Annotated in this window: 28 protein-coding genes; 12 read left to right on the top strand and 16 right to left on the bottom strand. The window is 70.9% G+C overall.

Annotation, left to right across the window (positions count from 1 at the left end):
* The first annotated feature begins 51 nt into the window (after nt 1–51).
* The 5 genes from ACZ5PB_RS24245 (at nt 52) to ACZ5PB_RS24225 (ending at nt 4,199) form a co-directional block, all read left to right on the top strand.
* On the top strand, nt 52–699 hold the full coding sequence (locus ACZ5PB_RS24245) for a hypothetical protein (RefSeq protein WP_468693815.1): 648 nt from the start codon (nt 52–54) through the stop codon (nt 697–699).
* An 88-nt stretch (nt 700–787) separates the two neighbouring features.
* Nucleotides 788–1,348 carry a nucleoside deaminase gene (locus ACZ5PB_RS24240; RefSeq protein WP_468693814.1) on the top strand — a complete coding sequence of 187 codons (561 nt, stop codon included), beginning with the start codon at nt 788–790 and terminating at the stop codon, nt 1,346–1,348.
* A gap of 48 nt (nt 1,349–1,396) precedes the next feature.
* Entirely contained in the window at nt 1,397–1,879 is a 483-nt protein-coding gene (locus ACZ5PB_RS24235) for a hypothetical protein (RefSeq protein WP_468693813.1), read from the top strand.
* A gap of 72 nt (nt 1,880–1,951) precedes the next feature.
* Complete coding sequence (locus ACZ5PB_RS24230; protein ID WP_468693812.1) at nt 1,952–2,527, top strand: GNAT family N-acetyltransferase; 576 nt, start codon at nt 1,952–1,954, stop codon at nt 2,525–2,527.
* Between the two features lie 136 nt (nt 2,528–2,663).
* Nucleotides 2,664–4,199: an alpha/beta hydrolase gene (locus ACZ5PB_RS24225; RefSeq protein ID WP_468693811.1), complete on the top strand. Its 1,536-nt coding sequence runs from the start codon at nt 2,664–2,666 to the stop codon at nt 4,197–4,199.
* Nucleotides 4,200–4,207: 8 nt separating this feature from the next.
* Here the strand turns inward: ACZ5PB_RS24225 and ACZ5PB_RS24220 are convergent, their stop codons facing one another.
* The 3 genes from ACZ5PB_RS24220 to ACZ5PB_RS24210 all read right to left on the bottom strand — a co-directional run bounded on the left by ACZ5PB_RS24220 (nt 4,208) and on the right by ACZ5PB_RS24210 (nt 6,346).
* A complete protein-coding gene (locus ACZ5PB_RS24220) occupies nt 4,208–5,326 on the bottom strand; it encodes a serine hydrolase domain-containing protein (RefSeq protein WP_468693810.1) in 1,119 nt (372 codons plus the stop codon).
* Between the two features lie 81 nt (nt 5,327–5,407).
* Entirely contained in the window at nt 5,408–5,959 is a 552-nt protein-coding gene (locus tag ACZ5PB_RS24215; protein ID WP_468693809.1) for a hypothetical protein, read from the bottom strand.
* Between the two features lie 99 nt (nt 5,960–6,058).
* Complete coding sequence (locus ACZ5PB_RS24210; protein ID WP_468693808.1) at nt 6,059–6,346, bottom strand: antibiotic biosynthesis monooxygenase family protein; 288 nt, start codon at nt 6,344–6,346, stop codon at nt 6,059–6,061.
* A gap of 118 nt (nt 6,347–6,464) precedes the next feature.
* Between ACZ5PB_RS24210 and ACZ5PB_RS24205 the strand changes: the two genes are divergently transcribed.
* Nucleotides 6,465–7,046 carry a TetR/AcrR family transcriptional regulator gene (locus ACZ5PB_RS24205; protein WP_468693807.1) on the top strand — a complete coding sequence of 194 codons (582 nt, stop codon included), beginning with the start codon at nt 6,465–6,467 and terminating at the stop codon, nt 7,044–7,046.
* 127 nt (nt 7,047–7,173) lie between these two features.
* On the opposite strand, the gene ACZ5PB_RS24200 is transcribed toward ACZ5PB_RS24205, so the two are convergent.
* On the bottom strand, nt 7,174–7,650 hold the full coding sequence (locus ACZ5PB_RS24200; RefSeq protein ID WP_468693806.1) for a DUF6294 family protein: 477 nt from the start codon (nt 7,648–7,650) through the stop codon (nt 7,174–7,176).
* On the bottom strand, nt 7,647–8,006 hold the full coding sequence (locus ACZ5PB_RS24195) for a hypothetical protein (RefSeq protein ID WP_468693805.1): 360 nt from the start codon (nt 8,004–8,006) through the stop codon (nt 7,647–7,649). The genes ACZ5PB_RS24200 and ACZ5PB_RS24195 overlap by 4 nt, the downstream gene beginning before the upstream one ends.
* A gap of 430 nt (nt 8,007–8,436) precedes the next feature.
* Between ACZ5PB_RS24195 and ACZ5PB_RS24190 the strand changes: the two genes are divergently transcribed.
* The gene (locus ACZ5PB_RS24190; RefSeq protein ID WP_468693804.1) at nt 8,437–9,021 is read left to right on the top strand and encodes an RNA polymerase sigma factor; all 585 of its coding nucleotides are present in this window, start codon (nt 8,437–8,439) and stop codon (nt 9,019–9,021) included.
* A complete protein-coding gene (locus tag ACZ5PB_RS24185) occupies nt 9,011–9,301 on the top strand; it encodes a hypothetical protein (RefSeq protein ID WP_468693803.1) in 291 nt (96 codons plus the stop codon). The genes ACZ5PB_RS24190 and ACZ5PB_RS24185 overlap by 11 nt, the downstream gene beginning before the upstream one ends.
* A gap of 22 nt (nt 9,302–9,323) precedes the next feature.
* Here ACZ5PB_RS24185 and ACZ5PB_RS24180 read toward each other — a convergent pair whose 3' ends face one another.
* Entirely contained in the window at nt 9,324–10,340 is a 1,017-nt protein-coding gene (locus tag ACZ5PB_RS24180; protein ID WP_468693802.1) for an alpha/beta fold hydrolase, read from the bottom strand.
* A gap of 158 nt (nt 10,341–10,498) precedes the next feature.
* Nucleotides 10,499–11,512 carry a S1 family peptidase gene (locus tag ACZ5PB_RS24175; protein WP_468693801.1) on the bottom strand — a complete coding sequence of 338 codons (1,014 nt, stop codon included), beginning with the start codon at nt 11,510–11,512 and terminating at the stop codon, nt 10,499–10,501.
* A 387-nt stretch (nt 11,513–11,899) separates the two neighbouring features.
* Between ACZ5PB_RS24175 and ACZ5PB_RS24170 the strand changes: the two genes are divergently transcribed.
* A complete protein-coding gene (locus ACZ5PB_RS24170) occupies nt 11,900–13,381 on the top strand; it encodes a beta/alpha barrel domain-containing protein (RefSeq protein WP_468693800.1) in 1,482 nt (493 codons plus the stop codon).
* On the opposite strand, the gene ACZ5PB_RS24165 is transcribed toward ACZ5PB_RS24170, so the two are convergent.
* Nucleotides 13,362–14,276, bottom strand: a complete 915-nt coding sequence (locus ACZ5PB_RS24165; RefSeq protein ID WP_468693799.1) for a LysR family transcriptional regulator — start codon at nt 14,274–14,276, stop codon at nt 13,362–13,364. The genes ACZ5PB_RS24170 and ACZ5PB_RS24165 overlap by 20 nt on opposite strands.
* A 102-nt stretch (nt 14,277–14,378) precedes the next feature.
* Here ACZ5PB_RS24165 and ACZ5PB_RS24160 point away from each other — a divergent pair, with 102 nt between their 5' ends.
* A complete protein-coding gene (locus ACZ5PB_RS24160) occupies nt 14,379–15,413 on the top strand; it encodes an NADP-dependent oxidoreductase (protein ID WP_468693798.1) in 1,035 nt (344 codons plus the stop codon).
* 24 nt (nt 15,414–15,437) lie between these two features.
* Here the strand turns inward: ACZ5PB_RS24160 and ACZ5PB_RS24155 are convergent, their stop codons facing one another.
* The 8 genes from ACZ5PB_RS24155 to ACZ5PB_RS24120 all read right to left on the bottom strand — a co-directional run bounded on the left by ACZ5PB_RS24155 (nt 15,438) and on the right by ACZ5PB_RS24120 (nt 24,203).
* Complete coding sequence (locus ACZ5PB_RS24155) at nt 15,438–15,683, bottom strand: Scr1 family TA system antitoxin-like transcriptional regulator (protein ID WP_468693797.1); 246 nt, start codon at nt 15,681–15,683, stop codon at nt 15,438–15,440.
* A gap of 229 nt (nt 15,684–15,912) precedes the next feature.
* Nucleotides 15,913–16,752 (bottom strand): alpha/beta fold hydrolase, encoded by an 840-nt coding sequence (locus ACZ5PB_RS24150; RefSeq protein WP_468693796.1) that lies wholly within the window; start codon nt 16,750–16,752, stop codon nt 15,913–15,915.
* A gap of 328 nt (nt 16,753–17,080) precedes the next feature.
* The gene (locus tag ACZ5PB_RS24145) at nt 17,081–18,241 is read right to left on the bottom strand and encodes a serine hydrolase domain-containing protein (RefSeq protein WP_468693795.1); all 1,161 of its coding nucleotides are present in this window, start codon (nt 18,239–18,241) and stop codon (nt 17,081–17,083) included.
* The gene (locus ACZ5PB_RS24140; RefSeq protein ID WP_468693794.1) at nt 18,241–18,714 is read right to left on the bottom strand and encodes a Dps family protein; all 474 of its coding nucleotides are present in this window, start codon (nt 18,712–18,714) and stop codon (nt 18,241–18,243) included. The genes ACZ5PB_RS24145 and ACZ5PB_RS24140 overlap by 1 nt, the downstream gene beginning before the upstream one ends.
* A gap of 34 nt (nt 18,715–18,748) precedes the next feature.
* Nucleotides 18,749–19,582: an alpha/beta fold hydrolase gene (locus ACZ5PB_RS24135; protein WP_468693793.1), complete on the bottom strand. Its 834-nt coding sequence runs from the start codon at nt 19,580–19,582 to the stop codon at nt 18,749–18,751.
* A gap of 129 nt (nt 19,583–19,711) precedes the next feature.
* The gene (locus ACZ5PB_RS24130) at nt 19,712–22,462 is read right to left on the bottom strand and encodes an AAA family ATPase (RefSeq protein WP_468693792.1); all 2,751 of its coding nucleotides are present in this window, start codon (nt 22,460–22,462) and stop codon (nt 19,712–19,714) included.
* Between the two features lie 686 nt (nt 22,463–23,148).
* Complete coding sequence (locus ACZ5PB_RS24125) at nt 23,149–23,340, bottom strand: hypothetical protein (protein ID WP_468693791.1); 192 nt, start codon at nt 23,338–23,340, stop codon at nt 23,149–23,151.
* Nucleotides 23,341–23,351: 11 nt separating this feature from the next.
* The gene (locus ACZ5PB_RS24120; RefSeq protein ID WP_468693790.1) at nt 23,352–24,203 is read right to left on the bottom strand and encodes a helix-turn-helix domain-containing protein; all 852 of its coding nucleotides are present in this window, start codon (nt 24,201–24,203) and stop codon (nt 23,352–23,354) included.
* Between the two features lie 276 nt (nt 24,204–24,479).
* On the opposite strand from ACZ5PB_RS24120, the gene ACZ5PB_RS24115 reads away from it, so the two are divergent.
* Nucleotides 24,480–24,938 (top strand): ATP-binding protein, encoded by a 459-nt coding sequence (locus tag ACZ5PB_RS24115; RefSeq protein WP_468693789.1) that lies wholly within the window; start codon nt 24,480–24,482, stop codon nt 24,936–24,938.
* A gap of 189 nt (nt 24,939–25,127) precedes the next feature.
* Entirely contained in the window at nt 25,128–25,646 is a 519-nt protein-coding gene (locus ACZ5PB_RS24110; RefSeq protein ID WP_468693788.1) for a zinc-dependent metalloprotease family protein, read from the top strand.
* Nucleotides 25,647–25,713 lie beyond the last annotated feature (67 nt).

The raw sequence follows: 25,713 nt of genomic DNA, 5'->3' as shown, positions 1-25,713 counted from the left end.
TGTAGGTTGCCCGGTGAATGCAATGGGTGAAGAGATGATGAGGTACATGTGATGGGCTCCCGGAGAATCTGGGTGGGGGCGGCCTGTGCCGTTCTGCTGCTGGCCGTGTCGGCGTGCAGCGGTGACTCCGGGGACGGCGCCGGTGCGGGCGGCGACGGGAAGAACGGCGACCGTCCGGCGGCCGCCGCGTCGCAGGCCGGTCTCGGCGACCCCGACGGGCCCCTGAAGAACGCCGGGGCGCTCGACGGCGCCCTGCTGCGCGCCAAGGACCTCCCCGAGGGATGGGCCGAGGACACCCAGGGCGACAACGGTGGCATCAAGGCCCAGGCCGCCCCCTGCGACGGTCCGTGCGACGGGCTGACCTTCGAGGGCGTCGGCAACTACACCGACTCCTCCGGCGCCCTGGTGGGCACCAGCATCAAGGCGTACGGCAGCAAGGCCGCGGCCAAGGCGGGCTACCAGGAGGAGAGCAGGCTCGCGAAGGACGCCCACAAGGAGGAGGGCGCCGCGGTCGGCAACTCGTACACCTATCTGAAGTCCGGTGACAGCGACGACAGCGCCCTGCGCGTCGTCCACTTCCGGGTGGGCACGGTGGTCGTTTCGGTCTCGCAGGAGTACCGGAGCAAGGACACCTCGGGGCTGGAGCGGTTCGCCACGGATCAGGCGAAGCGGCTGGAGGCGGCGCTGCTCGGTTCGTAGCCCGGTTCTCGGGAAGCCGATCAGGCGGTGGCCGGGCCTTCGCCGGAAGCGCTTCACCCACCGCCACTTCCTCGGAGGAGATCAACGCATGAGCACCACCCAGGCCATGTCCGCCCAGGCCACCGCCACCCCGGACGCCGCCACCCCGGACGCCGCCACCCCGGACGCCGCCACCCCGGCCGACGTGGCCCACCTCCATGCCGCCGTCGAGGTCGCCCAGCGTTCCCGTGCCGCCGGCAACCACCCTTTCGGCGCCCTGCTCGCGGGGCCCGACGGCGCCGTGCTCCTTGAGGCGGAGAACACCGTCACCACGAACCGCGACGCCACCGGGCACGCCGAGACCAACCTGGTGCGGCTGTCCACGGCCGAGTACGACGCGGACTTCCTGCGCACCTGCACGCTCTACACCAGCACCGAGCCCTGCGCGATGTGCGCGGGCGCCATCTACTGGTCCCGCATCGGCCGCGTCGTCTACGCGCTCGGCGAGGACGAGCTCCTCGCCATGACGGGGGCCAACGAGGAGAACCCGACGATGGCCCTGCCGTGCCGCGAGGTCTTCGCGGCGGGTCAGCGCGAGCTGCCGGTGGTGGGCCCGGTCGACGGAATCGAGGGCGCCCGGCGGGTGCACGAGGGGTTCTGGACCGACTGACCGGCTGGTGGCGTCGACGGTCTGCGGCCCAGCGAGTACGGTCCGAGCATGGCCGGCCGACTGCGCCGTGTGTTCCGCCCCGCGCCGATCGGCGTTCTGGTGGCGTTGCTGGTGGTCGTCGGCTGTTTGTCGGCGGCGGCCAGGGAGTGGCGGGCCGGGGACCTCATCGATGCCGGTGCCCTCCGGGTGACGGGCCGGATCGTCGGGGCGGTCCCGCACGAGAAGAGCACCGACTTCACGGTCAACTACCGGGTGGGAAACCGCACTTATCGGACCGACACCGAGACCCTCAGTCTGCGGCGGCTGTCCGCGTCGCCCTCGGTCGGCGCTCCCGTACCGCTGGAGGTCGCGGCGGCCGATCCGTCGGTGGCGCGGGTGCGGGGGGCGTCGTCGCCCGACGAGAATCTGCCGCCCGCGTTCCTGCTGGCGGCGGTGGGCGGGGTGGTGTGGCTGGTGGCGTCGCTCAGGGCGGCGATACGGAAGCGGGGCGGGCGGGGCGGGCCACACGGGCCGGGCGCGAAGACCGTGTGACGGGGGCTGGCGCGGGACGGGCACGGCGAATTCCGGTGGCGTTCCTGCTGCGCGCTGGCGAGGATCGCCCCCATGGAAAGCTACTTGGAGACCGAGAACCTCGTCCTGCGACCGTTCACGGGCGGGGAGGACGACGTCGAGCGCCTCTTCGCGCTGGACGGCGACCCCGAGGTGACCCGCTACCTCACCGGGGGCCGCCCCACCCCCCGCGAACGAATCCGGGACCGGGTGCTGCCGGAACTCCTCCACGTCCATCCGTGCACCGGTACGCGCGGCTACTGGGCGGCGGAGGAGAAGGCCACGGGGGTGTGGCTGGGATGGTTCGAGTTCCGCCCGCTGAAGGACGACAGCCCTGCGGAGGTCGAGCTCGGGTACCGGCTCAACAGGGCTGCGTGGGGGCGGGGTTACGCCACGGAGGGGTCGCGCGCCCTGATCGACAAGGGGTTCGCCGAGCATCCCGGGCTGCTGCGGGTGACCGCGGACACCATGGCGGTGAACACGCGCTCCCGCCGTGTGATGGAAAAGTCGGGCCTGACCTTCCTGCGGAGCTTCACCGGGGTGTGGCCGGAGAGCATCGAGGGCTCGGATCAGGGAGAGGTCGAGTACGAGCTGACTCGCGAGCAGTGGGAACGGGGGCGTCGCCGCTGACACCGGCGCGCCGCAGCCCGAGCGTGTCGCGCCCGCGGCGGGCTGCGCCCCTCCCCCGGCCCCGGGGGTTACCCCCACCCCCCTCCACCAGCAACCCTGATGGTCAACCGTCAACCGCTGCAAGACAGTTGTCCCCATGAAGCCCACCGGCCGCGCCGCCCTCGCCCTCCTCCTCTCCGCCACCGCAACCGCCGCCACCCTCGGCACCACCCTCACCCCGGCGGCCAACGCCAACGCCAACCCCAACCCGGCCCCCGCCAAAACCCCCTCCCTCACCTGGCGCCCCTGCCCCACCCCCCAAGGCCCCGCCACCCAGGAATGCGCGGACCTCACCGTCCCCGTCGACTACTCCCGCCCCGCCGGACCCACCCTCACCCTCGCCGTCAGCCGCATCCCCAGTTCCGACACCGCCGACCGGCGCGGCGTCCTCATGGTCATTCCCGGCGGGCCAGGTGGTTCCGGGGTCCAGCGGCTCGGGCAGAAGGGCAGCGCCCTCCAGCAGCAGCTCGGCGGCAGGTACGACCTCGTGGCCTTCGACCCTCGCGGCGTCGGTGGCAGCACCAAGGCCTCCTGCGGGCTCGCCGCAGAGGACCGGTTCATGACCACCCTCCGCTCCTGGCCCGACGCCGACGGCCGCATCGACGACAACACCGCCCGTTCCCGCCGCATCGCCGAGGCCTGCGCCCGCAACGGCGGCCCCCTCCTGCGCACCTTCTCCGCCGAGAACGAGGTCCGTGACCTGGAGTCCCTGCGCATCGCGCTCGGCGAGCAGAAGCTCAACGCGTGGGGCGTTTCGTACGGCTCCTACGTCGGCGCCGTCTACGCGCAGAAGTTCCCGCACCGCACCGACCGCTGGGTCCTGGACAGCGTCGCCGATCCCAACCCGGCCCGCCTCGAACAGGGTTGGATGGTCAACACCGGCCCCGCCGTCGACATCAGCTTCCCCGACTTCGCCGCCTGGGCCGCCGATCCCGCCCGCGACACCGAGAACGACAAGGAGAAGCTGCGGCTCGCCGCCACCCCCGCCGAGGTCCGCCCCCTCTTCCTCCGCCTCGCCGCCCAACTCGACCGCGCTCCCCGCGAGTCGACCACCCCCGGTGTCCCCCTCACCGGCAACGGCCTGCGCCAGTCCCTCCAGAACCAGCTCTACTCCAAGAACGCCTACCCGGACCTCGCCCGGATGATGAAGGCCGCCCTCGCGCCCGCCGGCACTCCCGTCCTCACCCGTGACATCGCGGGCCCCATGCCCGACACCGACGCCGCCGTCGTCATCGCCGGTATCTGCAACGACGTGCGCTGGCCCGCCCGTACGGCCCCGTACCAGCGAGCCGTCCTCAAGGACCAGGCCCGCCACCCCCTCTCCGCCGGGCTGCCCGCCAACCTCACCCCCTGCAACTTCTGGAAGCCCGCCCCCACCCACGCCCCCACCCGCCTCACCGACCGCGGCCCCTCCAACATCCTCATCACCCAGAGCCTCCGCGACCCCTCGACCCCGTACTTCGGCGCCCGCAAGATGCGCGAGGCGTTCGGCGACCGGGCCCGCATGGTGACCAACGCCAACGGCGGCCACGGCATGTACCTCACGAACGGCAACGCCTGCGGCAACCGCACCGTGACCGCCTTCCTCCGCGACGGCATCCGCCCCGCCAAGGACACTCACTGCGCCGACTGACGAGGGTTCTACGCCGAGTTCCGCGTCGAGTACGGAGCCGGGTTCGACGTCCCGTTCGGGGTGATGGCTCCGGACACCCCCGCCAGCAGCTCCTCCACCCCGGCCCCCCAGCGCGAGCTGATCACCAGGTCGCGCACGGGGTCCACCCAGAGGAGGTGCCCGCCGCCGTTCCCCCGGGCACAGCGGCCCGAGGACGGGGCGCCTGGCCAGACCGTGCGGTCGTCGTTGAGCCACCAAGACAGGCCGTAGTTGGGCTTGACCGGGCAGGGGCGCCAGAGCTCGTCCATCCAGCGGGGCGAGAGGATCTCGCGGTCGCCCCAACGGCCTTTGCCCAGGCAGAGTTCGCCGATGCGGGCCAGGTCCCGGGCGCCGATCCACAGGCCGCCGCCCCAGTGCGCGCCACCGGAGACCACGGGCAGCCGCTCGCCGTCCACCTCGGCCACGGAGTTCTCGTAGCCGTGCCAGGACCAGTCGGCCGAGGCCCCGATCGGGTCCATGATCCGCTCGCGCAGCACGTCGGGCAGGGAGCGGCGGAGCAGCACGGTGAGGGCGAGTGCCGCCAGGTTCACCCGTACGTCGTTGTACGCCCAGCCCTCGCCCGGCGGCCCGCCCGCCGACTCCGTGCCCTCGCGGGTGCTCTGGGCGTCGACCCGGGTGGGCTTGCCCCAGAGTTCGCCCTCCCACTGGCTGGTCTGGTCGAGGAGGTGGCGCCAGGTGATCCGCCGGCCGTGGTCGTCACCGAAGTACTCCGGCAGGCCGACGGTCTCGTGCACCGGCTCGTCGAGCCGCAGCAGCCCGTCGTCGAAGGCGACCCCGGCGGTCAGCGAGAGCACGCTCTTGGTGGCGCTGTACGCCATCTCCACCCGGTCCGGATCACCCCAACCGGCCAGCACCTCACCGCGCCGTACGACGACACCACTCGCACCCTGCCCGTCGAGCAGCGGGCCGAGGACCTCGCGGTGGGAGGTGTCGTCGACCTGGGCGGCGAGGTAGGAGGCCATGTCCTCGATGCCGGGCACCGGACGGGCCGCCTGTGCGGCGACCGCGGCCGTCAGGAGGTCCTTGTCCACGCCCGCCCACGGTGCGAATGCCGCGCCGCCATTGACCGCACCCAAGCCCGCGCTCATGCCCATCTGCCCACCCCTTGACCGACGTTCGAGGTTCACCCCTCGCGGCGTCCACGGCGCGCCCGGCACTCGGAGCCGGGGTCAGCGGTAGTCGTCGGGGTGTCCCTGCATCCAGGTGTTGATCTTGTCACGGGTGCCCAGGAGCAGGGGCTGGTTCTTCTTGAGGATCTCGAAGGAAGGGGCCTTTCCGACCACCCCGTTCAGCTTCTTGATCAGCGCGATCGGCTCGGGGAAGTGGCCGGGGCCCTTCGCGTCCGCCTTCATCGAGCGGTCCATGCGCTGGAGTTCGTCGTGGACGCGGCCGAGGAAGTACGCGCAGTTGCCGGGGGTGGTGCAGGAGTCCTGGTACGTCGCCTGGAGCCCGGCGAACGCGTCCCGGACCAGCTCGGGCGGTGGGGTCTGGGCGGAATCGGACCCCGAGCCCGAGTTGGGGGCTGCGTCAGCGCCGTACGGGTCCGGCGCGGACGCCGCAGGGTCCGCCGTCGCAGTGGCCTCGGCCGTCACCGACGCCGACGCCCCGCCGCCCACCCGCGCACCGGACTCCGGCTCCGGCGTCCCGGAACAGGACACGGTCAGCGCGACCATGGCCGCGCCGGCCGTTATCGCCGCGTACCGCAGCGTGGACTTGAGCATGGTTCCTCCGCCTTCACCAAACAAGAGACGAACCAGACCCTATAGCCCGTTTTATCGCCCGCTCCCACCGCGAATGGCACCGCGAATGCCAGGCGAACGTCACCGCGAGTGCAGGAAGTGCACCACCCTCGGCTTGATCTCCATCTCGGTCAGCCCGTCCGGCGTCGCGCCCAGCTCCCGGGCCAGTTCGGCCGTCGCCGCGAAGGCTTCCTTCGACTCGAACTCGCCGTTGGTCACGACCGCCTCGCCGTCCGCACTGATCCAGACCCCGACGTCCACGAACCCCGGCTGCTTCCGCATCACGTCCGCGACCTTGTGGCATTGGGCGACGAAGGCGTCGACGTGCTCGGGGGCCGGGTAGTGGAAGGCGAAGAATCCGAATGACATGACGATGTCCCCTCAACGGTGTTCCACGGGCGATCGAGTTATACGATGCCGTACAAGGCGAGCATAGGGCGGTTGTACGGCAACGTACAGCCAGGGATCGAAGTGAGGTGGACCACACATGGGCGCACTGCGCACACCACGCGAGAAGTGGATCGAGGAGGGGCTGCGGGCGCTGGCCGCAGGCGGTGTGGACGCCGTACGGGTCGAAACGCTCGCCAAGGCGCTCGGCGTCACCAAGGGCGGTTTCTACGGCTACTTCGCCGACCGCGACGCCCTGTTGGAGGAGATGCTCGACACCTGGGAGCGCGAGAGCGTCGACGAGGTGCTGCAACAGGTCGAGCAGTCCGGCGGCGACCCCAAGACCCGTATCCGGCTGGCCGGCCAACTCACCTTCTCCGGTGACCGGATGCTCGTGGAACTGGCCATCCGCAGCTGGGCCCGCCACGACCCCGACGTCACGGAGCGCCTGCGCCGCGTCGACAACGAACGCATGAAGCTGGCCCGCGAGATGATCGGCACCTTCTGCGACGACCCGCTGGAGGTGGAGGCCCGCAGCGTGCTCGCCTTCTGCCTCGCCATCGGCCACCACTTCCTGGCCACCGACCACCCGGGCAGCAACCCCCTGGCGGTCCTCTCCCGCGCGAGCGACCTGATCCTCGACACCCACACGGAACTCCCGGCGGAGGACCCCACCGCATGACGGCGTCCCCCGTCGCGCCGGACGCCGGCGCGGCGGGGGACGCCGACGGCAAGCGGCCGTCAGCTCGGTCGGCCCAGTCAGCCCAGTCAGCCCAGACGACCCTCCCAGCCCAGTCAGGTCAATCGGCTCAGCACGAAGCCCACTGCGTGACCCTGACCGTCGCGTTGTAGACACTGGGCTCGTACGTGCCCGCCCGCTCCCAGTCGTGCTTCTTGCTCGCCCACATGGTCGGGCTGTCGTACGTCGCCGTCGTGAAGATGACGTTCCCGCCCGAGTCCTTCAGCTTGAACCGCGCGTGCCACACGTCACCGCTCATGGTGAAGGTCGTCCACGTACGGGCGCTGAAGGTGAGGTTCCCGTCCTCGTAGAGCCGGAGGTGTCCGCCGGTCTGGTGGCAGTCGCCGACCGACAGGTCCCCCCAGGTCCACCACTTGTACGCACCGCCGGGGGCGACTCCCTGACCGCCCACGACGCCCGAGGTGACCGGGTCCGCGTCACCCTTCACGGCCGCCGACGCGGGGGTGTGGAAGACGAGCGCGGTCGCCATCACGGCCACCGCCGTCACCAGGCCGCGGAGGCGTCCGCGTACGACTGTCGCCGTCATCGCGCCGCCCCGCTCCTGGCCGTCGACCCGAGCCGCACCGAGAGTGCCTGCACACCCGTCGCGTCCCAGGTGGCCCCTACTCCCACCAGTGCCCATCCCCCACCGCACGAGGAATCCGCGTACAGGAACGCGGTGTCGGTCGTGTCGTTGGAGAACCGCACGGCGCCGCCCACCAGTTGGAGGCAGATGTCACTCGGCGGTTCCGCGACCTGGATTCCCTGACCACCGGCCGTCACGTACGTGTACGTACCGGAGGCCCCCCAAGCACTTCCGGGCAGCGCCGCCAGCAGCACACATGCCGTGGCGACTGCCGGGACGGCTGTACGCAACCGTCCCCGCACCCTTCCAGTTTTCATGTCCCACTCCCTTCGTCGACTCAACAGCTCACGCAACCTCCCCACCGGAATGTCCGCCCATCCGGCGCGAAAGCAGGTCATATAAGCAGATTGAGTAGGGGATCAAGTCCCCTGTCGCGTACGGGAGTTGGCGATCAACCACACTTTCACGCAGGGCCGCAGATCAGCGGGTCCGAGCCCCCTTTGCACGCGGTCGCACGCGGTGACCACGCGGCCGTCCCGGCCGCGCAACAAGTGGCACGGCCCGCAGAACGGTCGGCAGATCGAACCGGGCTGAATCCTTCCGCGCCCGCCGCGCCTCTCATAGTCAGTACACCGTCCATCGGGAGGGACCCTATGAACACCGCCACCATCGTCGTGATCGTCGCAGCCGCCGCGCTGCTGCTGTGCATGTGCACCGTCGCACTGCTGCGCCGCCGGGGGCGTTCGCGTGGCTGACCGCAGCTGGCCCGGCGCGACCCTGGTCGCCGCGGCGCAACGCGGGGACGCCGAGGCGCTCACCGCCCTGGTGTACGGCTCGTACCCGCACGTACGCCGCTTCGCGCACACCCTGTGCGCCACGCCCCAGGACGCGGAGGACGCCGCCCAGGAGGCGCTGATCATCCTCTACCGCAAGATCGGCATGCTGCGCGCGTCCGGGGCTCTGGCGTCGTGGATGTTCCGGATCGTCCGCAACGAATGCCTGCGCCGCAGCCGGGCCCTGCTCGCCCACCGCCCGGCCGACACCCCCGTCCCCGACAGCCCCACCCGTTCCGCCGAGGAGGACGTACTCCTGCGCCTGGAGGCCGAACGGGTCGCGGCGGCGCTGGCCGCGCTCCCCGACGACCAGCGCCAGGTCCTCGTCATGCGGGACGTCCAGGGATTGCCCGGCCGCACGGTCGCCGCACGCCTGGGGCTGAGTACGGCTGCAATGAAGTCCCGTCTGCACAGGGCTCGTTCGACGGTACGGGAGTCACTCCGCGAGCCGCTTCCCGCAGCACTTCCCACTACGAGGGGACCCGAAGATGCCACCTGATGCGACCACTTCCTCCCGCCGCTCGCCGCGCAGTTTCGCCAGCGCCACAGTCCCCCGGCACCTGGCCCGGGGGGCGGTCGGCTTCGGTGCGCTGGTGGGGGCGCTGGCCCTGCTGCCGCTCACCGGTCCGGTGAGTCTGCTGCTGGCCCCGCTCGGGCTGATCGCGCTGCGCGGCTGCCCGATGTGCTGGGCGATCGGCCTGGCGGAGACCGTCTCGGCGGGCCGGCTGCGCAAGTCCTGCACGAACGGAAGGTGCGAGCTGACCCGCGCCGGGCCGTGAGCGGTGCGCCCGGCGTACGGGCTCAGGCGGGCAGCGCGGCCAGCCAGTCCACCAGGAGCCGGTTGACCTCGTCCGGCCGCTCCTGCTGGATCCAGTGGCCGCAGCCGTCGAGGATCGTGGCGGAGATCAGGCCCGGCAGGGTGGTGGGGTACGCCTTGATCGCGTCGGCCATCCACAGGGTGGAGGCGTCCAGACCGCCGCCGACGAACAGGGACGGCTGGGTGATCGGGGCACCGTCGAAGCCGGCCAGGTCCTCCCAGTCGCGGTCCATGTTGCGGTAACGGTTGAGCGCGCCGGTCAGGCCCGTACGCTCGAACTCACCTGCGTACACGTCGAGTTCGGCCTCGCTCAGCCAGCCGGGAAGCCGTCCGGTGGGGAAGCGGTCGCGCAGGCTGCCGCCACGGGCGAGGAAGTGCGGGTCGGGGGCGTGGGCGCCGGGCATGGTGTCGCCGGACACTGCGGCGTAGAAGCCCGCGAGCCAGCCGCGTACGTCGGGCTCGATCTCGGCCTCGGCCCGGCCGGGCTCCTGGAAGTACGACACGTAGAACTCGTCCTGCCCGCCCATCCGCGCGAAGACCTCGCTGGGCCGGGGGCCGCCGCGCGGGGCGTAGGGGACGCTGAGCAGCCCCACCGCGCGGAAGACGTCGGGCCTGACCAGGGCCGAGTTGGCGGCGATGGTCGAGCCCCAGTCGTGGCCGACGACCACGGCGGACTCCTCGCCCAGGGCGTGCACGACGGCGACGTTGTCCGCCACCAGCTCGCCGATCCGGTACGCGTCGATGGCGGCGGGCCGGGAGGAGCGGCCGTAGCCCCGTACGTCGATGGCCGCCGCGCGGTACCCGGCCGCGGCCAGCACCGGCAGCTGGTGGCGCCAGGAGTACCAGGACTCGGGGAACCCGTGCACGAGCAGCACCAGCGGGCCGGTGCCCTGCTCGACCACGTGGATCCGCCCTGCGGGCGAGGGGACGAGGTGGTGGGTGACGGCCGGGGCTGTGGCTGTGGCTGTGGCTATGGCTGTGGCTGGGTCCTGCTGCGACATGGATCATCCTCCAGGGGTCGCGGCCCGCCGTGCGCCGGAGCCGCCTCTCCATCATGGGAGTGGCGGCGAGGGAGTGGCGAGTGTTGTTGCCGGTTCGGCAAGTCGACTCCGGGGGCGGGGTGGCATGCAGAGCCGACGCGCAAGACCCGAATCCCACTCTAGGAGGGGGAGTTGGCCCCCTCCCTCTTCCGCTTTCCTCGTACCGCGAAGGCCGTGCCGCCGCCTGCGGCGATCAACGCGGCGGCGGCAGCGGCGATGAGCACGGTGTTGTCGTCCGTACCGGTCTCGGCGAGGTCGGCGGATCCGCCGTCGGGGGCGGGAGCGGGTGCGGGTGTGGCCTGCTTGGCAGCGGCGTGGGTCTTCATCGTCCGGTCGATCCAGTCCGCGTAGGCGGGCGCGCTGCTGTAGAGGCCGGGGCCGCCGGAGCAGGGCACGTCCGGGGCGCCGGGGCCCGAGGTGACGCCGATCAGTTGCCAGCTGCCGTCGCGGCCCTTCTGGACCTGCGGTCCGCCGGAGTCCCCGTTGCACGCCATGGCGTTGGGCACGGTGCTGATGGTGCACAGCCGGGTCCGGTCCGCGAACCCGGGCGCGCACTCGGACTCGGCGCCACGGCGGGTGCTCAGCTCCTGCAACCGTTCCGAGAACTTGAACTGCCCGTCGGCGGTGGACCCGAAGCCGAGGAGGCGGGTCGGCGTGCCGGGCCGCCCCGCCTTGTCCGCGACCTTGACGGGCTTCTGCGCGACGGGGCGGTCGAGGCGTACGAGTGCGATGTCGTTCTTGTTCGCGGTCTTGCCCTCACCGCTGACGAAGGCGGGGTGGATGAAGGACCGGTCGATCTTCCGTACGGTGCCGCCGGTCTTGCGGTGGTCGCTGCCGACGCGGACGGTGCCTTCCACCTTGAGGCCGTCGCCGGTGAGGCAGTGGGCTGCCGTCAGTACCCACTGCTTGTCGATCAGCGCGGCGCCGCAATTGCCGTCGTACAGGCCGTACTTGGGGGCGGATTCCGGGATGGTCGCCATGAAGGGGTAGCTCTCGGTGGCGTCGGACCCGTTGACGATGGCGCTCGCGCTGCCCGCCAGGACGGTGGCGCAGGCGGCGGTGGCGAGGATGCCGACGGCGGCGGCGCGGGCGGTGCGGGCAGTACGGCGGCGGGACGGCTTGAAGCTGAACACAGGGGATCCTTGCTTGCTCGTTCACTCGGCGGATCTTCGTGCGTTCAGCCTTGCTGTTCACCACGTACCGGACCATCCGGACAACCGGCCGGTCCACACGGTGGCTAGCCCCAGCCCTGACCTGGGGAAATCCCGGCTTCCCGGGGTGCCGGGTGCTCCCATTGACCAGGTTGTACGTTTCGCCTCCGCGCGGCCCCGTGGTTCCCCGGCGGTACATACCGATCAGGGCGGTCGGGCCGTTCGGCGGGCCCGTCGGGACCTTTGGCGGGTCGGGGGGCGGCATCGGACCGCAATGCTGGCCTTCACGAACCTACGGTTCCGTAGGTTTCATGGCTTCCATGCCTGCCGGGTCGCACAGCGACGGCGGGCCGGTCACGAGGACGAGATATGACGGACAGCGCACGACTCCCCCGCACGGCGGACCACCCCTGGCTCATCCAGGGCGGCATGGGCGTCGGGGTGTCCGGCTGGCGGCTTGCCCGCGCGGTGTCGCGGACCGGGCAGCTCGGGGTGGTCTCGGGTACGGCGCTGGACGTCGTGCTCGCCCGGACCCTGCAACTGGGCGACCCCGGTGGGCACGTCCGCCGGGCGCTCGCGGCCTTCCCGTACCCCTCGATGGCGCAGGCGGCCCTGGAGCGGTACTTCGTGCCGGGCGGGCTGGCGGACGGCCGGCCGTTCCGGTCGGTGCCGAGGCTGCGCGCGGAGCGGGGCGAGGCCGCCGAGCTGCTCACCGTACTGGCCAACTTCACCGAGGTGTGGCTGGCCAAGGAGGGCCACGACGGGCGCGTCGGGGTCAACTACCTGGAGAAGATCCAACTGGCCACCGCCCCCGCCATGTTCGGGGCGGTGCTCGCGGGCGCCGACTACGTACTGGTCGGCGCGGGCATCCCCGGCCAGGTCCCGGAGCTGGCCACCCGGCTCGCCCGGATCGAGCCCGTCACCGTCAGGGTCGACGTCGACGGCGACGAACGCGCACTGGAGCACCGCTTCGATCCGCGCGAGCGCTGCGGCCCGCCCCCGGCGGGGCTGGCCGAAGGGCTGCTCAGGCCCGCCGTGCTGGCCATCGTGTCCATGCCCGCGCTGGCCGCGTACCTGGCACGAGACGAGGCGACCCGGCCGGACGGATTCGTCGTGGAGACGGCCGTGGCGGGCGGGCACAGCGCCCCGCCGCGCGGCCGTCTCACGCTCGACGGGAACGGCGAACCGGTCTACGGCGAGCGTGACGTTCCGGCACTCGCCACGATGACGGCGCTGGGCATGCCGTTCTGGCTGGCCGGCGGCCGCGCGCACCCCGAACTCCTCGCGCAGGCAAGGGCGTTGGGGGCGACGGGCGTGCAGCTCGGCAGCGTCTTCGCGCTCTGTACGGAATCGGGGCTCGACGCCACGCTGCGCCGCGAGCTGGCCCGGCGGTCGGCCCGCGGCACCCTGCGCGTGCGCAACGACCCGCGCGCCTCGCCGACCTCGTTCCCCTTCAAGCTGGCCGAACTCCCCGGCACGGCCGGTGACAAATCCCTGGCCGAGGACCGCCGCAGGGTGTGTGACCTGGGCTTCCTCCGGACCCCGAGCCGCGCGCCGGGCGGTGCGCTGACGTACAGGTGCGCCGCGGAACCGGTCGCCGCGTACGTACGCAAGGGCGGCGACGCGGCAGCCACCGAGGGCAGGCAGTGCCTGTGCAACGGGCTCCTGTCCACCATCGGCCTCGGTCAGCGCAGGCCGGGCGGCGTCACGGAGCTCCCCATGGTCACCCTGGGCCAGGACACCCGCTTCCTGTCCGAACTCGCCCCGGACGGCGAGGAGTACGACGCTGCGGACGTGGTGGCGTGGATGCGGCAGGGCCTGGGCGCGGAGATCACTTGCGGGCCGCTCTGAGCTCGCGGATCAGGGCGCGGACGGAGACGCTGGAGGCCAGCTCGGCGGTGGTGACGTAGCCGACGGAACGGGTCGGGCGCTCCGGTCCGAGATCGGTGATCTCGATGCCGTCCGGTGCGTCGTTCAGGGAGAGCGCGGGCATGATCGCCATACCGAGACCCCTGCTCACCATGGAGAGCACTGCTCCGTCGTCCTCGGTCAGTACGGTCGCCTTCGGTATCCAGTCCTGCACGGCCCACCACTGGCGGGTGTAGGCGCCGCAGTTCTCGTGCCAGTCCACCAGCGGCAGGGAGCGCGGGGCGGGGTGACCGGCCGGGTGCACCAGCGAGTAGGGCTCTTCGAGGAGTACGTCCCCGATAAGCCCGGCGGGCACGGGCGAGGTGGAGCTGATCGTCGCGATGCCCACGTCCGCGCGCCCCTCCGCGACCTCACCGGCGGTGCCCGCGCCCAGCTCGCGTACGACGCGCACCTCCGGTTCGATGCCGGGGTGGCGGGCGGTGAGGCGCTCCAGGACGGGCGGCAGCAGATGGAGGGCGGCGCTGCGGAAGGCGGCGATGCGCAGCGGGCCAGTGACCGTGCCCCGCTCTGCGCCGCGGGCCTCCGCGGCCAGGGTGTCCAGGAGCCGCAGGACCCTGCGGGCGTGGGCGGCAGCGGCGGCACCGGCCGCGGTGGGTGTCGCGCCCTTGCGGCCCCGCTCGAAGAGGACCGCTCCGATCTTGCGCTCCGTTCCGCGTACGGAGTGCGAGACGGCGGACTGGGTCAGTCCCAGTACCTTGGCGGCGGCCGAGAACCCGCGTTCGCGGTCGACGGCCACCAGGATGCGGAGTTCGTGCGGGGCGAGGTCGGTGGCGGCAGCCGCAGTGGGTGCGGAGGCCCTGGGGGCTGTGGCTGTCATAGGGGTTCCCACCTGCCTGTATGAGGGCTCTTCATGGATCGGGCCGTTCCATGAGCACAACCCTCTCCCCCGCCCCGGTAATTCCTCCGTACGGTCACCGCCATGACCGAGACCGCGCTCACCGTGCACCAGACCGCCCGCCCCCACGGCTTCCCCACCCCCGGCCACTTCGCCTTCGTCGAGTCCGCGCTGCCGGTACCCGGAACGGGAACGGCGCTGGTGGAGAACCTGTACTGGTCGGTGGACCCCTACCACCGCGAAATGATGGACGGGGCCTTCGCACTGAACGCGCCCCTGGAGGGCCGCGCCCTCGGCCGGGTAGTGGACTCCCGCCATCCGTCGCTCCACGAGGGCGACATCGTCTTCCACCGGCAGGGCTGGCGCACCCACTCCGTCGTCACCCCCGAGGAGACGCGCACCATCCCCCGCTTCGACGGCGTACCGCTCTCCGCGCACCTGAGCATCCTCGGCGGCACCGGCCTGACCGCCTACGTCGGCCTCACCCGCGTCGCCGAACTCCGCGAGGGGCAGGACGTGTTCGTCTCGGCGGCGGCCGGCGGCGTGGGCACGGCCACCGGGCGGCTCGCCCGGCTGATGGGCGCGGGACGCCTGGTCGGCAGCGCGGGCCGCGCGACGAAAGCCGCGTATCTGACCGAACACGTCGGCTACGACGAGGTCTTCGACTACCACGCGGGCCCGACGGCCGAACTGCTCGCCAAGGCAGCACCCGACGGGATCGACCTCTACGTGGACAACGTCGGCGGCGAGCACCTCGAAGCGGCGATCTCCTCCCTGCGCGAGTACGGAAGGATCGTACGGATCGGCACGATGTCCCAGTACAACAGCACCACCCCGCCCTACGCCCTGCGCAACCTTCCCGAGATCGTCGAGAAGAGCCTGCGCATGGAGGGCTTCCTGGTCAGCAACTACCGTGATGTGCAGAAGGAGTTGTACGAGTTCGTGGTACCGCACCTGCAGAGCGGACGCGTCACGCTCGACGAGACGGTGGTCGAAGGATTCGACGGCATCGTGGACGGATTCCTGGGGATGCTGCGGGGCGAGAACCAGGGCAAGATCATCATCCGGGCGGCCGGTGAGGCGGGGGCGGCAGGGGCGGCAGGCGGCGCGGACGCCTGACGGACCGGGGCATGCCGGTGCCCCTCAGAGGCTCTCCGCCACGGTACGGATGAAGTCACGCGACTCGGCCGGGCCAAGCGCCAGCTCGCGCATCCGGTCGAGCTGAGCCCGGTACTCCGTGAGCTGCTCCTCCGAGTCCAGGAACTCCGGCCCATGGGTGCTGTCGAGCACCACGACGTCGAGCTGCCGCACCTCGGCCTCCGCGTAGCTGACCGACTGCCCCGCCCCCGGAAAGCCGCCCACCGCGAACGGGAGCACCCGGAGGCTCACGGTGTCGCACTCGTTGGCCTGGTGAGTGGAATCATCACGCCAACGACCAGGGTCTCTGTCTCGTCACCGCGCCCGTTGACCAGCCCATTTCGCCCCCCCAGCACAGGATGGAAGAGGTCCAGTCACCAGAACTGGAACCGCGGTGGTGGGGCAGGTCAGCCTGTCACCCGAACCCGTATCAGGCCCGCTGTGCGGGGACGTACGATGAGCGTCAGGGTGGGGCCCTCGGTCATCGGACCGTGCGGGCCGCCTGCTCGACGATGCGGGTGACGGCCTCGGGGCGAGATACGGATACCGCGTGTGACGCGTCGATGGTCGTCGTGCGGGCATGGGCGCGGGCCGACATGAAGCGCTGGGCAGCCACTGGGATGTTGCGGTCCTCCGTGGTCACCAGTGACCAGGAGGGAATCGTCTTCCAGGCGGCCTGGGTGGACTTCTCCTCCAGAGCGGCGGCAGCGATCGGACGCTGCCCCGCAGCCATGAGCCTGGCCTTGTCCTTCGGCACGTCTGCGGCGAACTGGTCGCGGAACTTCTCCGGCTTGATGTACACGTCCGCGCCCTGACCACCGTCAGGCAGGACGTAGTGGACGGACTCGACGGCTTGGCCGAGGGTGCTGCCGGGGAACTTGTCCGTCAGCCCGATCGAGCTCTCGCCCTCGTCCGGCAGGAACGCCGCGATGTAGACCAGTGCCTTCACCTTGCCTTCGAGGCCCGCAGCGGCCTGGCTGATGACGGTGCCGCCGTAGGAGTGGCCGACCAGGACCACGGGCCCGCCGATGTGGTCGAGGACGCTGCGCAGGTAAGCGGCATCGCTCGCCGGACCACGCAGCGGGTTGGCGGCGGACACCACCGGGTAGCCCGCGCTCTGCAGCCGGGTGACGACACCGTCCCAGCTCGCGGCGTCGGCGAACGCTCCGTGTTCCAGCACGATCGTCGGACGTACGGGGTGGTGGGGCGTGGCGCCTGCCGCGGCGGGCAGGGTGACGGCGGCGACGGACAGTCCGACGGCCGCGGTGACACCGAGCAGTACGGATCTGCTGCCCGGACGGACGAGGTGGGTCTTGCGCATGGGTGAAATCCCTCTTGTTCGATGAATGGTGTTCGACGGACCGAAAGGCGAGGCAGCTGGGTGAGTCGAGGAACGGGGCCCGGGTCGTTTGGCCGGTACGTGATGCACGGGCGTCCGTCCGCGCCGCGTGAGCAGCGCGGATCGGAGGGCGCGGAAGCCTCGACCGGATGCGGGAGCGAGCTCCCCTTCAGCCGGATGACGGCCGCTCACTCGCCTTCCTGCGCGATGTTTCCCGGACCGTGGTCGGTGTGCGGCGTCAGATCACGAGTTGACGGCACGTTCGGCGGTGGGGCCGTAGGGTCCCCCGCGCGGAGCCTACGGCCACACCTCAGCCGGTACCCTCCAGGACTTCGTAGACGTGCCTGAGGTAGTCGTGCGTGCGCTCCGAACCGAGGAGCCCGTCGCCCACTCGGTTCATCGTGTACGAGAACGTGACGCGCCGGTCGAGGTCCATCATGACGATCGACCCGCCCCTGCCGACCCAGAAGCAGATTCTCCCGGTGGGCATGTGCGGCATCGTCCTCGGATCGGCGAGCGCGTAGCCGATGCCCCAGCGGACGGGGACGCCCAGGAACAGGTCGACTCCGTCGGCTTGGACGTCGAACACCTTGTCCACCGTCTTCTCGGAGAGAAGACGGCGGCCGTTGACCTGGCCGCGCCGCGAGATGACGGAGAGAGCTCGGGCCAGGCCACGTGCGTTGCCGTGTCCGTTGACGGCTCCGAGTTCGGCGGAGCGCCACTTCGGGGTGTCGACGTGCTCGTCGCGCGCGGGGCTTCCGAGCAGCGTCCTGGTGAAGACCCCCTCGGGATCAAGACCCGTGGGTATACCGCCTGGCTGCGAGGGGGCCACCAGATCGGCGATACGCGGCCAGTCGGCCCGTCGCGCGCCGATCTGGACATCAGCCTGCGCCGGCTCGGCGATCTCGGTGGCGACGAACTCTGTCAGGCTGCGGCCGCTGACCCGCCGGACGAGCTCTCCCACCAACTGCCCCTGGGTCTGGACGTGGTAGCCGGACGCGGAGCCCGGCTCCCACCAGGGTGCCTGCGCGGCCAGCCGGGCACTCGCAGTGGGCCGGTCATAGAGATCCTCCATGGAGAAGGGCTGCTCCCAGCCGGAGAGTCCCGAGGTGTGAGCCAGAACGTGCCGCACCTCGATGTGCTCCTTTCCCTGGGCGGCGAACTCGGGCCAGTAGTGTGCGACCGGGCGGTGCAGATCCAGCGCGCCCCGGTCGACGAGGATGAGAGCCGCGAGATTGGTGAGGGTCTTCGTGGTCGACCACATGCTCACCAACGTGTCCCGGTGCCACGGAACGGTCCGCGCCGCGTCCGCGTGGCCACCCCAGAGATCGACTTCCATGACCCCGTCCACATCGACGGCGATCGACGCCCCCAACTCCTCGCCGGCTTCGAGGTGTCTCACCAGCGCCGCCCGTACCGGCTCGAACCGGTCGGTGCTCGTGCCCTCGACACCCATGCTCTTCTCCCCCATCAGACCCGGTTCTCCGCCTGGAACATCCAGCTCTGCCTCTCGAGATCAGCCGTGAGTCCGACGAGGAGGTCCTCGGTGACGACATCCACCGGACCCATCACGACGATGCGCTCACGCAGCCTCTCGGTCACGGCGGAGAGCGCGTGCACCAAGGCATCGGCGGCGTCGCTGTCCTTGGTCCAGCCCGGCGCAATGGCGGGCACGCCACTGGCGTTCGCGATGGTCCCGGCCCGTCCGTCCGGGCTGACGCCCAGGGCGGCCGCGCGCTCGGCCACCGTGTCGGCGTGGTTCCGGGCCACGCTGGCGGCCTCGTCGAGCTGGAGGTGGACCGAGCGGAAGCGCGGGCCGTACACATTCCAGTGGGCCTGCTTGGCCACCAGGGACAGGCCGAGCAGGTCGGCCAGGGTCGCCTGCAGCACCGCTCCCGCGGTCTCGCGGTCGCGCTGCGGCAGGGGGTAGTTCACAACCGGCACAGGAGTGCGGTCCTTTCGTGACGGGCGCCGGCTCTCAGGCGGCGAGGAAGTCGAGCAGGGCGGCGTTGACCTCGGCCGCGTGGGTGAGCAGCAGCCCGTGCGGAGCGCCGTCGATCTCGACGTACCGCGCGTCGGGCAGGCGGCGGCGGAACTCGCGGGCCGTGGCGTCGATCGGCAGGATGCGGTCGGCGGTCCCGTGAAGGATCAGCGACGGCACGTCGATGCGCTCCACGTCGGCCCGGAAGTCCGTCAGCCACGCCGGGACGCAGGCGTAGGCCGCCATGGGCGCCGAATCGATGGCGGTGGCCCAGTTCGCCCGCAGCGCGGCCTCGCTGAGCCGCGACCCGAGCGTCTCGTCGGTGTTGAAGAAGTCGACGAAGAAGCTCTCGTACCAGGCGTAGCGGTCGGCCTCCGCCTGCTCCGCGATGCCGTCGAAGACGCTCTGCGGCACACCGGTGGGGTTGTCCGGCGTCTGCAACAGGAACGGCTGGAGCGAACCGAGGAACGCCGCCTTCGCCACCCGCTCCGAGCCGTGGACGCCGAGGTAGCGGGCGACCTCGCCCGAGCCCATCGAGAATCCGACGAGAACCACGTCACGCAGGTCCAGCCGCGTCAGTACGGTGTCCAGGTCGGCGGCGAAGGTGTCGTAGTCGTAGCCCGTCATGGTCTTGCTCGACCGGCCGAAGCCACGGCGGTCGTAGGTGATGACGCGATAGCCGGCCTTGACCAGCGCATCGGTCTGCTTCTCCCACGACTGCCCGTCCAGCGGGTAACCGTGGATCAGGACGACCGGCTGCCCCGACCCGTGGTCCTCGTAGTAGAGATCGATGCCGGTCGAGCCCTCGGTGCCGACGGTGATGGTTCCCATGGTGTGCCTTCCCGCCCGTCCGCCGTGTGCGTACCGGGCATGGCACAAACCTAGGAATCAAGCGGGTCGGGCCGCGTCCGTCGGACTACGGCTTTGGCGTACGTCATGGTGCCGCGTCTTCCGCGTACGTCATGACGCCGCCCTTTCGGGGTACGTCGTCATGCCGCCGAGCACCGCGGCGAGTTCACCGCGGGACGTGACCCCCAGTTTGGGGAACATCCGCTGGAGATGGGTGCTCACCGTCCGGGGCGAGACGTACAACCGCTCGCCGATCTCCCGGTTCGTCAGACCCTGCGCGGCGAGCTGCGCGACATGCAGCTCGGTCGAGGTCAGCCGATCGACCGCGGCCGGATCCTGGCGCGGGGACGACGCGCCCGCGGCGCGCAGCTCCTGCCGTGCCCGCTCCGCCCATGCCGACGCGCCGAGGGCGTCGAAGATCTCGCGTGCGGCCTGGAGGACGACGCGGGACTCCGCGGGCCGCCGGTGACGCCGCAGCCACTCGCCCAGGGCGAGGCGTGCCCGCGCCCCCTCGAACGGCCAGTCCGTGGGGACGGCGTCAAGGGCCGCCCTGTACAGCGGCTCGGCGGCGTCCTGCGGGCTCAGCAGGGCCCGGCCCAGTCGCAGCCCGCAGAGCAGGGCGGGCGAAGACGTCGATTCCCCGAGCGGGGTCAGCTCCCGCACGATGCCGCGTGCCACCTCCGCGGATTCGCTGCGCACCGCCGCCTCGACCAGCTCCGCGACCGCGTAGAAGCGCAGCCAGGGGTGGAAGGCGGGATCGGCCGGGTCGAAGACGCGGTGCAGGTGCCCGAACGCGTCGCCGTAGCGGCCCTGGCAGAGGGCCGCCTGCCCGCGGGCCGTCTGCATGATGGCCAGCACCGGGCGCCCTCCGCTGGGAAGGGCCTCGCGTTCGGCTTCCGCCGCCCATTCCTCTGCCGCCGGGTCGCCGCTGACGGCGGCCAACTGCGCGCGGATGGCGTTCACCATCGCGTGCACAAGAGGCTGACCGGTCTCGCGGGCGAGCGACGCGGCCTCCTCCGCGGCGAGGGACCCGGCGCGGACGTCACCCAGCCGTGCGGCGCTGCCCGCCTGGACGCAGAGGGCGCGGGCCAGCATCGACAGCCTGCCCTGCGCTCGCAGGACGTCCAGCGACCTCGCCGTCAACCGGCTCGCCAGGGCGGGAGCGCCCACCGTCACGGCGGCGCCGCCCAGGAGCTGGTCCCCCTCCGCGTTCTCCGAGGAGCGCTCCAACTGACTCGCCAGGCCCTCCACGGCCCCTTCCCCACGCTCGACCGGCGCCGAGTAAGCACGCAGGGCGACCAGGTCGGCGTTGTCGGCAGGCACGGGCATCCGGTCGGCAGCGGCGGCGACCCGCTCGCGGGCGGCCGGACCCGGCTCTCCCCAGAAGCACTGCAGGACCGCGCTCCACAGCATGCGCAGCCCCAGGGTCGACTCGCCGCCGGCGGCGATCTCGACCGCCAGCTCGGCCAGCTCGGCGGTCGCGGCGCCCTCGCCCCGCGTCCCCTCGGCCAGAGCGATGCTGACCCAGGCCGCGCGGCCTCGGTCCCGGACCGAAAGGTCCAGTGAGCGCGCCAGGGTCAGCAGATGCGTCGCGACGTCTCCTTGGCCCGACTCCAGTGCGAGCTCCGCCGCCCGGAGCAGCCGGTCTGCCTGCGCGGAGAGGTCCTTCGTCAGCTCCGCCGCCCGCCTCAGCGCGGCGAGAGCTGCGGCGACACCGCCTCGCCGCAGGGCCCGGCCGGCAGTGGAATCCAGATCCCCTGCCACTCCCTCGTCGAGACCGGCGGTGGCGGCGGCACGGTGCCATGCCTGCCGATCGGGCTGCCCCTGGAGCGCGGCGGCCAGCTCGGCGTGCGCGGCCTGGCGCTCCACGGCGGTGGCGGCGTGGTGCATCGCCGAGCGGACGAGGGGGTGTCTGAAGGCCAGCCCCTGGGGCTCCACCAGGCCCGCGTCGATCGCCGCCTCGAAAGCACCGACGTCGACCGCCGTCCCGAGCATCCGGGTCGCCGCGTCGAGGCATTCCTCCATCGTCCCGTCACCGTTGAGGGCCGAGAGGAGCAGGACCGCGCGGGTGTCGGCCGGCAGACGGGAGACCCGTGCCGTGAAGGTCCGCTCCAGCCGCGCGGTCAGCGGCAGCGGACCCGGATTGAGGGCGTACGCCCCGCCGACCGACTGCAGCGCGACCGGCAACTCGGTCAGCGCCAGCGGGTTCCCGGCGGCCTCCTCCAACAACCGCCGCCTGACCTGCTGCCCCAGTCCGGGGGCCACCGCGTCCAGCACCTCCCCCGACACCTCGTCCGTCAGCGGGCCCAGGTGCAGCACAGGCAGGCCGGCGCTGCTGAGGCCGTCGTCGAGGCGCCGGGTGACGGCGACCAGAACGAGGGGGTCGGATTCGATCCGCCGCGCCACGAACCCGAGCACATCGATGCTGGCACGGTCCATCCAGTGGGCGTCCTCGACGACCACCAGCAGGGGCGCCTTCGCCGCCGCGTCCGTCAGCAGGGTCAGCGCGGCCAGGCCGACGAGGTACAGATCGGGTACGGTCTCGTCGATTAGCCCGACGGCCGCGAGCAACGCGGTGCGCTGACGCCCCGGCAAGTCGTCGATTCCGTCCCTCAGTTGGTGAACCAACTGGTGCAGGCCCGCACAGGGCAGGTCCTCCTCCGACTGGACCCCCACAGCGGTGATCACACGGGTCCCGCCGCGTGCCGCCGCACCTGCGGCCTCCGCGACCAGCGCCGACTTGCCGATCCCCGGCGCCCCGGTGATTACCGTAGCGCCGCCCGAACCGGCGGCCCCCTGCTCGACCAGGGCAGCCAGCGTGCGACGCTCCGTATCGCGCCCCAGTAGCACCCGCCGATGCATGCCGCACCCCCCGTTCTCTCTGTACCTCCCCAGCACCCCACGGCTCCGCGTCCTCGCGGAACCAGACGAACTGGCGGCATCGCCGCTGGTGAGCGACCTGGGAGCCCGGCCTGGATGCCGTTCATGCAATGGTATGCATGCGGCCGAGCGGGAATGACCGCTGTCCGCATGGGCGGAACCGAGCCGCCGCCGGGATGTCCCGGGCCACCGTGTGGGAGCGGGTGGCCCCGTTGCTGCCGCCAGCGTCTCCGCAGGACAGCCTCCTGAAACGATCAGTAAGTCCTGCGTCCGGTCGAACGGCTCGCGGAACGTCCGAAGCTACCTCGCAAGGTCCGGCAACTGTTGATCAGGCGCTCCACACCGTTGCGGCCTTTGTAGAGGTCGGCGTCGTGGGCGACGGGCCGTCCGTCCCGGCGGCCCTTTAAGGCGCCACGAGCGGGTTTTACGTCTGGGCCCTTTCACAAAAGGCTCAACACCAAGAGTGAATAGGGGACTTTGCACTTGACCGGGGGCACGGTCCGCCGATGGGTGGGTGCAGCAGGATCCGTGCTCGCGTCGTGCCGAGGCTCAGGCTGCGGAACTGGCTGCGGTTGCCGGGCCCGGACCGGAGAGACCGGACCAGGTCCAGCAACCCTCACTGCGAGCGACTCACCCCAGCGAGAGCGATGAGAACAAGGTGGTCGGGTTCAGAGGAGGTGGTCGGCCTTGCCCGCCTTGATGTCGCGGATCAGGTTGCGCAGGGCGTCGCGGGTGTCGGTCAAGGGGGTGTCCTCCTGGCCGAGGATGGCGATGTAGCCGTTGCCGGCGGTGTCGGTGCCGAGGCGGAAGCAGTTGTTGCCCTCGGCGCAGAAGGGCTCTTCCCAGTTCACGTCGCTCATGCTGGCCTTCCTCACAGTTCGCGGGCGATCCTGTGGATGAAATCACGTGACCGTACGTGGTCCAGCGTGTGGGTACTCATCCAGTCCAAGTGCGCCCGGTATTTGGCGAGTTGAGCGTCAGCGTAGGTGAACTCCGGCCCGTGGGCAGAGTCGAGTTGGACGGTGTCCAACTGCGGGACGACTCCTTCCGCGTAGAGAATGGCGTGCCCCGCACCGGGGAAGGCCCCTGCCTCGATGGGGAGCACTCGAAGGTCCACGTTCTCGCGGTCCATGGACTCGCACAGGTGGTCCAGTTGCTCACGGGTGGCGCGCCGCCCGCCGAACTGCATGCGTAGCGCCAGTTCGTGGATGTACCCGACGTACGAGACCGGCTCGGTACGTTCGAGCACCTGTTGGCGCTGTATGCGGTGGGCGACCCGCAGTTCGATCTCGGACTGCGGCAGCGCCGGGATGGCTGACGCGAAGATGGCCCGGGCGTAGCCGCTGAGGTGGAGCAGACCCGGCAGGTGCGCGGTCTGGATAGTTAGCAGGCGGGTTGCGTGCCACTCCAACTCGGCCACGTCCAGCATTCCCTGAGGCAGGGTCCCTCGGTAGTGGTCCCACCAGGAGCGCTGACGGGTGTCCGCCATTGCGGCCAAGGCCTCGATATAACTCTCGTCCGAGCACAGGTAGTTGCTGGCAAGAATGCGGAGCCGATCCGGACTGGTGGCGCGGGTGCCGTACTCCATGTTGGAGACCTTGGTCCTGTCCAGGCCAAGCAGTCCAGCGGCGTACTCCGTTGTCGCACCTGCCGCCAACCTCATTCTGCGGAGCTCGGCGCCCAGCCGCTTCTGCCGCTCGGTAGGTGTCGCTCTGGGGGGCATCGCTCTCTCTTCTCCCGTCCGATGGAGCCAGTCTGCCCCCTCAGTACGAGGCTTCCCCCTTTGGGGGCAAAGTTCGCGACCAGGTGGCACATGCGCCACCATACGCTCTACATTCAGTAATGCGCCGCTTACATACGTGAGTTGGAAGTGCATCGCGTGAGCCTGCCCGCAGGCTCCTTTCCCTGGGAGGGGACGGGCTCGCGCCAGGGAGACAGGCCACTGCTCACCGGCGTACCTCGACGGACCAACGGACCACCTGAACAAGGGAGTTCAGCCATGTTGACCGCGATCCTCTGCCCCACCGCCGACCCCGCCAGAACCGCCTACGAAGAGCGCGACGACCTCGCACTCAGCCTCACCGTGCCCGGCGAACCCCGCAGCGCGCGCATCGTACGGACCGCCATCAGCGCCGCGCTGCACGCCCATCATCTCGACCGCTACGGGCCAGTGGCCACGCTCGCCGCCACCGAACTCATTGCCGTCGCGGCGAAGTTGACCTGCGAGGCGGATGTGTACGTCTCGCTGCGACATCGGGCCGACACCCTGCGTCTCATCGTCTGGGACCAGCACCCGCCGCACGCCGAGACCGATGCCGCGTCCCTCTGCTTCGTACGGCGAAGGCGGGCGCTGTGGCTGCTCGATGAGGTGGTCGAGGACTGGGGTGGGGAGTGGGGCGTGGCGGACGCGCTCCCGCCGCACCGGGGAGTCAAGTCCTGGGTGACGCTGCCGCGTTGAGGCCAGAAGACGGTTGTGCGGAGGGGACGCCCTCCGTGCCGCCGGGGGCTTGTGGAACCGCTGTCGCGAGTAGATTTCCTACGGCTGCGAAGGGCCTGGACGGGGCAATGTCCCAGGACTAGCTTTCCGCGCAAAGGATGTCCACCGGGACATCAAGTGGCTGTGACCCCACGGAATGCGAGGCCTGTCATGCCGAGCATCAGCGTCAATGTGATCCGTGTCGGTTCGGAACTCTTCAGCTCTCCGGACCTCACCGAGATCTTGAAAGCCGTTAATTTCACGCGCTCCGCGTACGCGTCAGTCGGTGTGACACTCGATCGCGTCCAGCACTATGTCATTTCGGTGGCAGAGGCCAAGGGCCGCGACATCATCGACAACGACGGTGAGGCCGTCTCCCTAACGGACGAGTGGACGGTACAGAACAACGCCGTCGACGTCTTCGTCGTCAAGACCTATGTGGGCGACGTCGCCGGGCTCTCCCCGGTCTCGGGCCCCTGCAACAAGGACGCCAAGGGCATGGACGGCGCCGTCGTCGAGCTGCATACGGGTATCACCGGCCACATCATGGCCCACGAGATCGGTCACTACCTCGGACTGCCGCACCGCACCAATGACGCCTCCAACCTCATGTTCCCCAGCGTGCCGAACGGTGGACTGCTGGACGGCGGCCAGGGGAACACGATGAAGGGACACTGCTTCATCGAGTAGTAGCCAACCTCCAGAGATCGGAAAGGTGACCGAAATGGTCCGGGTAGAGATTTCCGAGCGTGACAGG

This window comes from Streptomyces sp. NPDC032721, from assembly GCF_055579625.1.
This window is presented reverse-complemented; position numbering and strand designations above follow the sequence as displayed.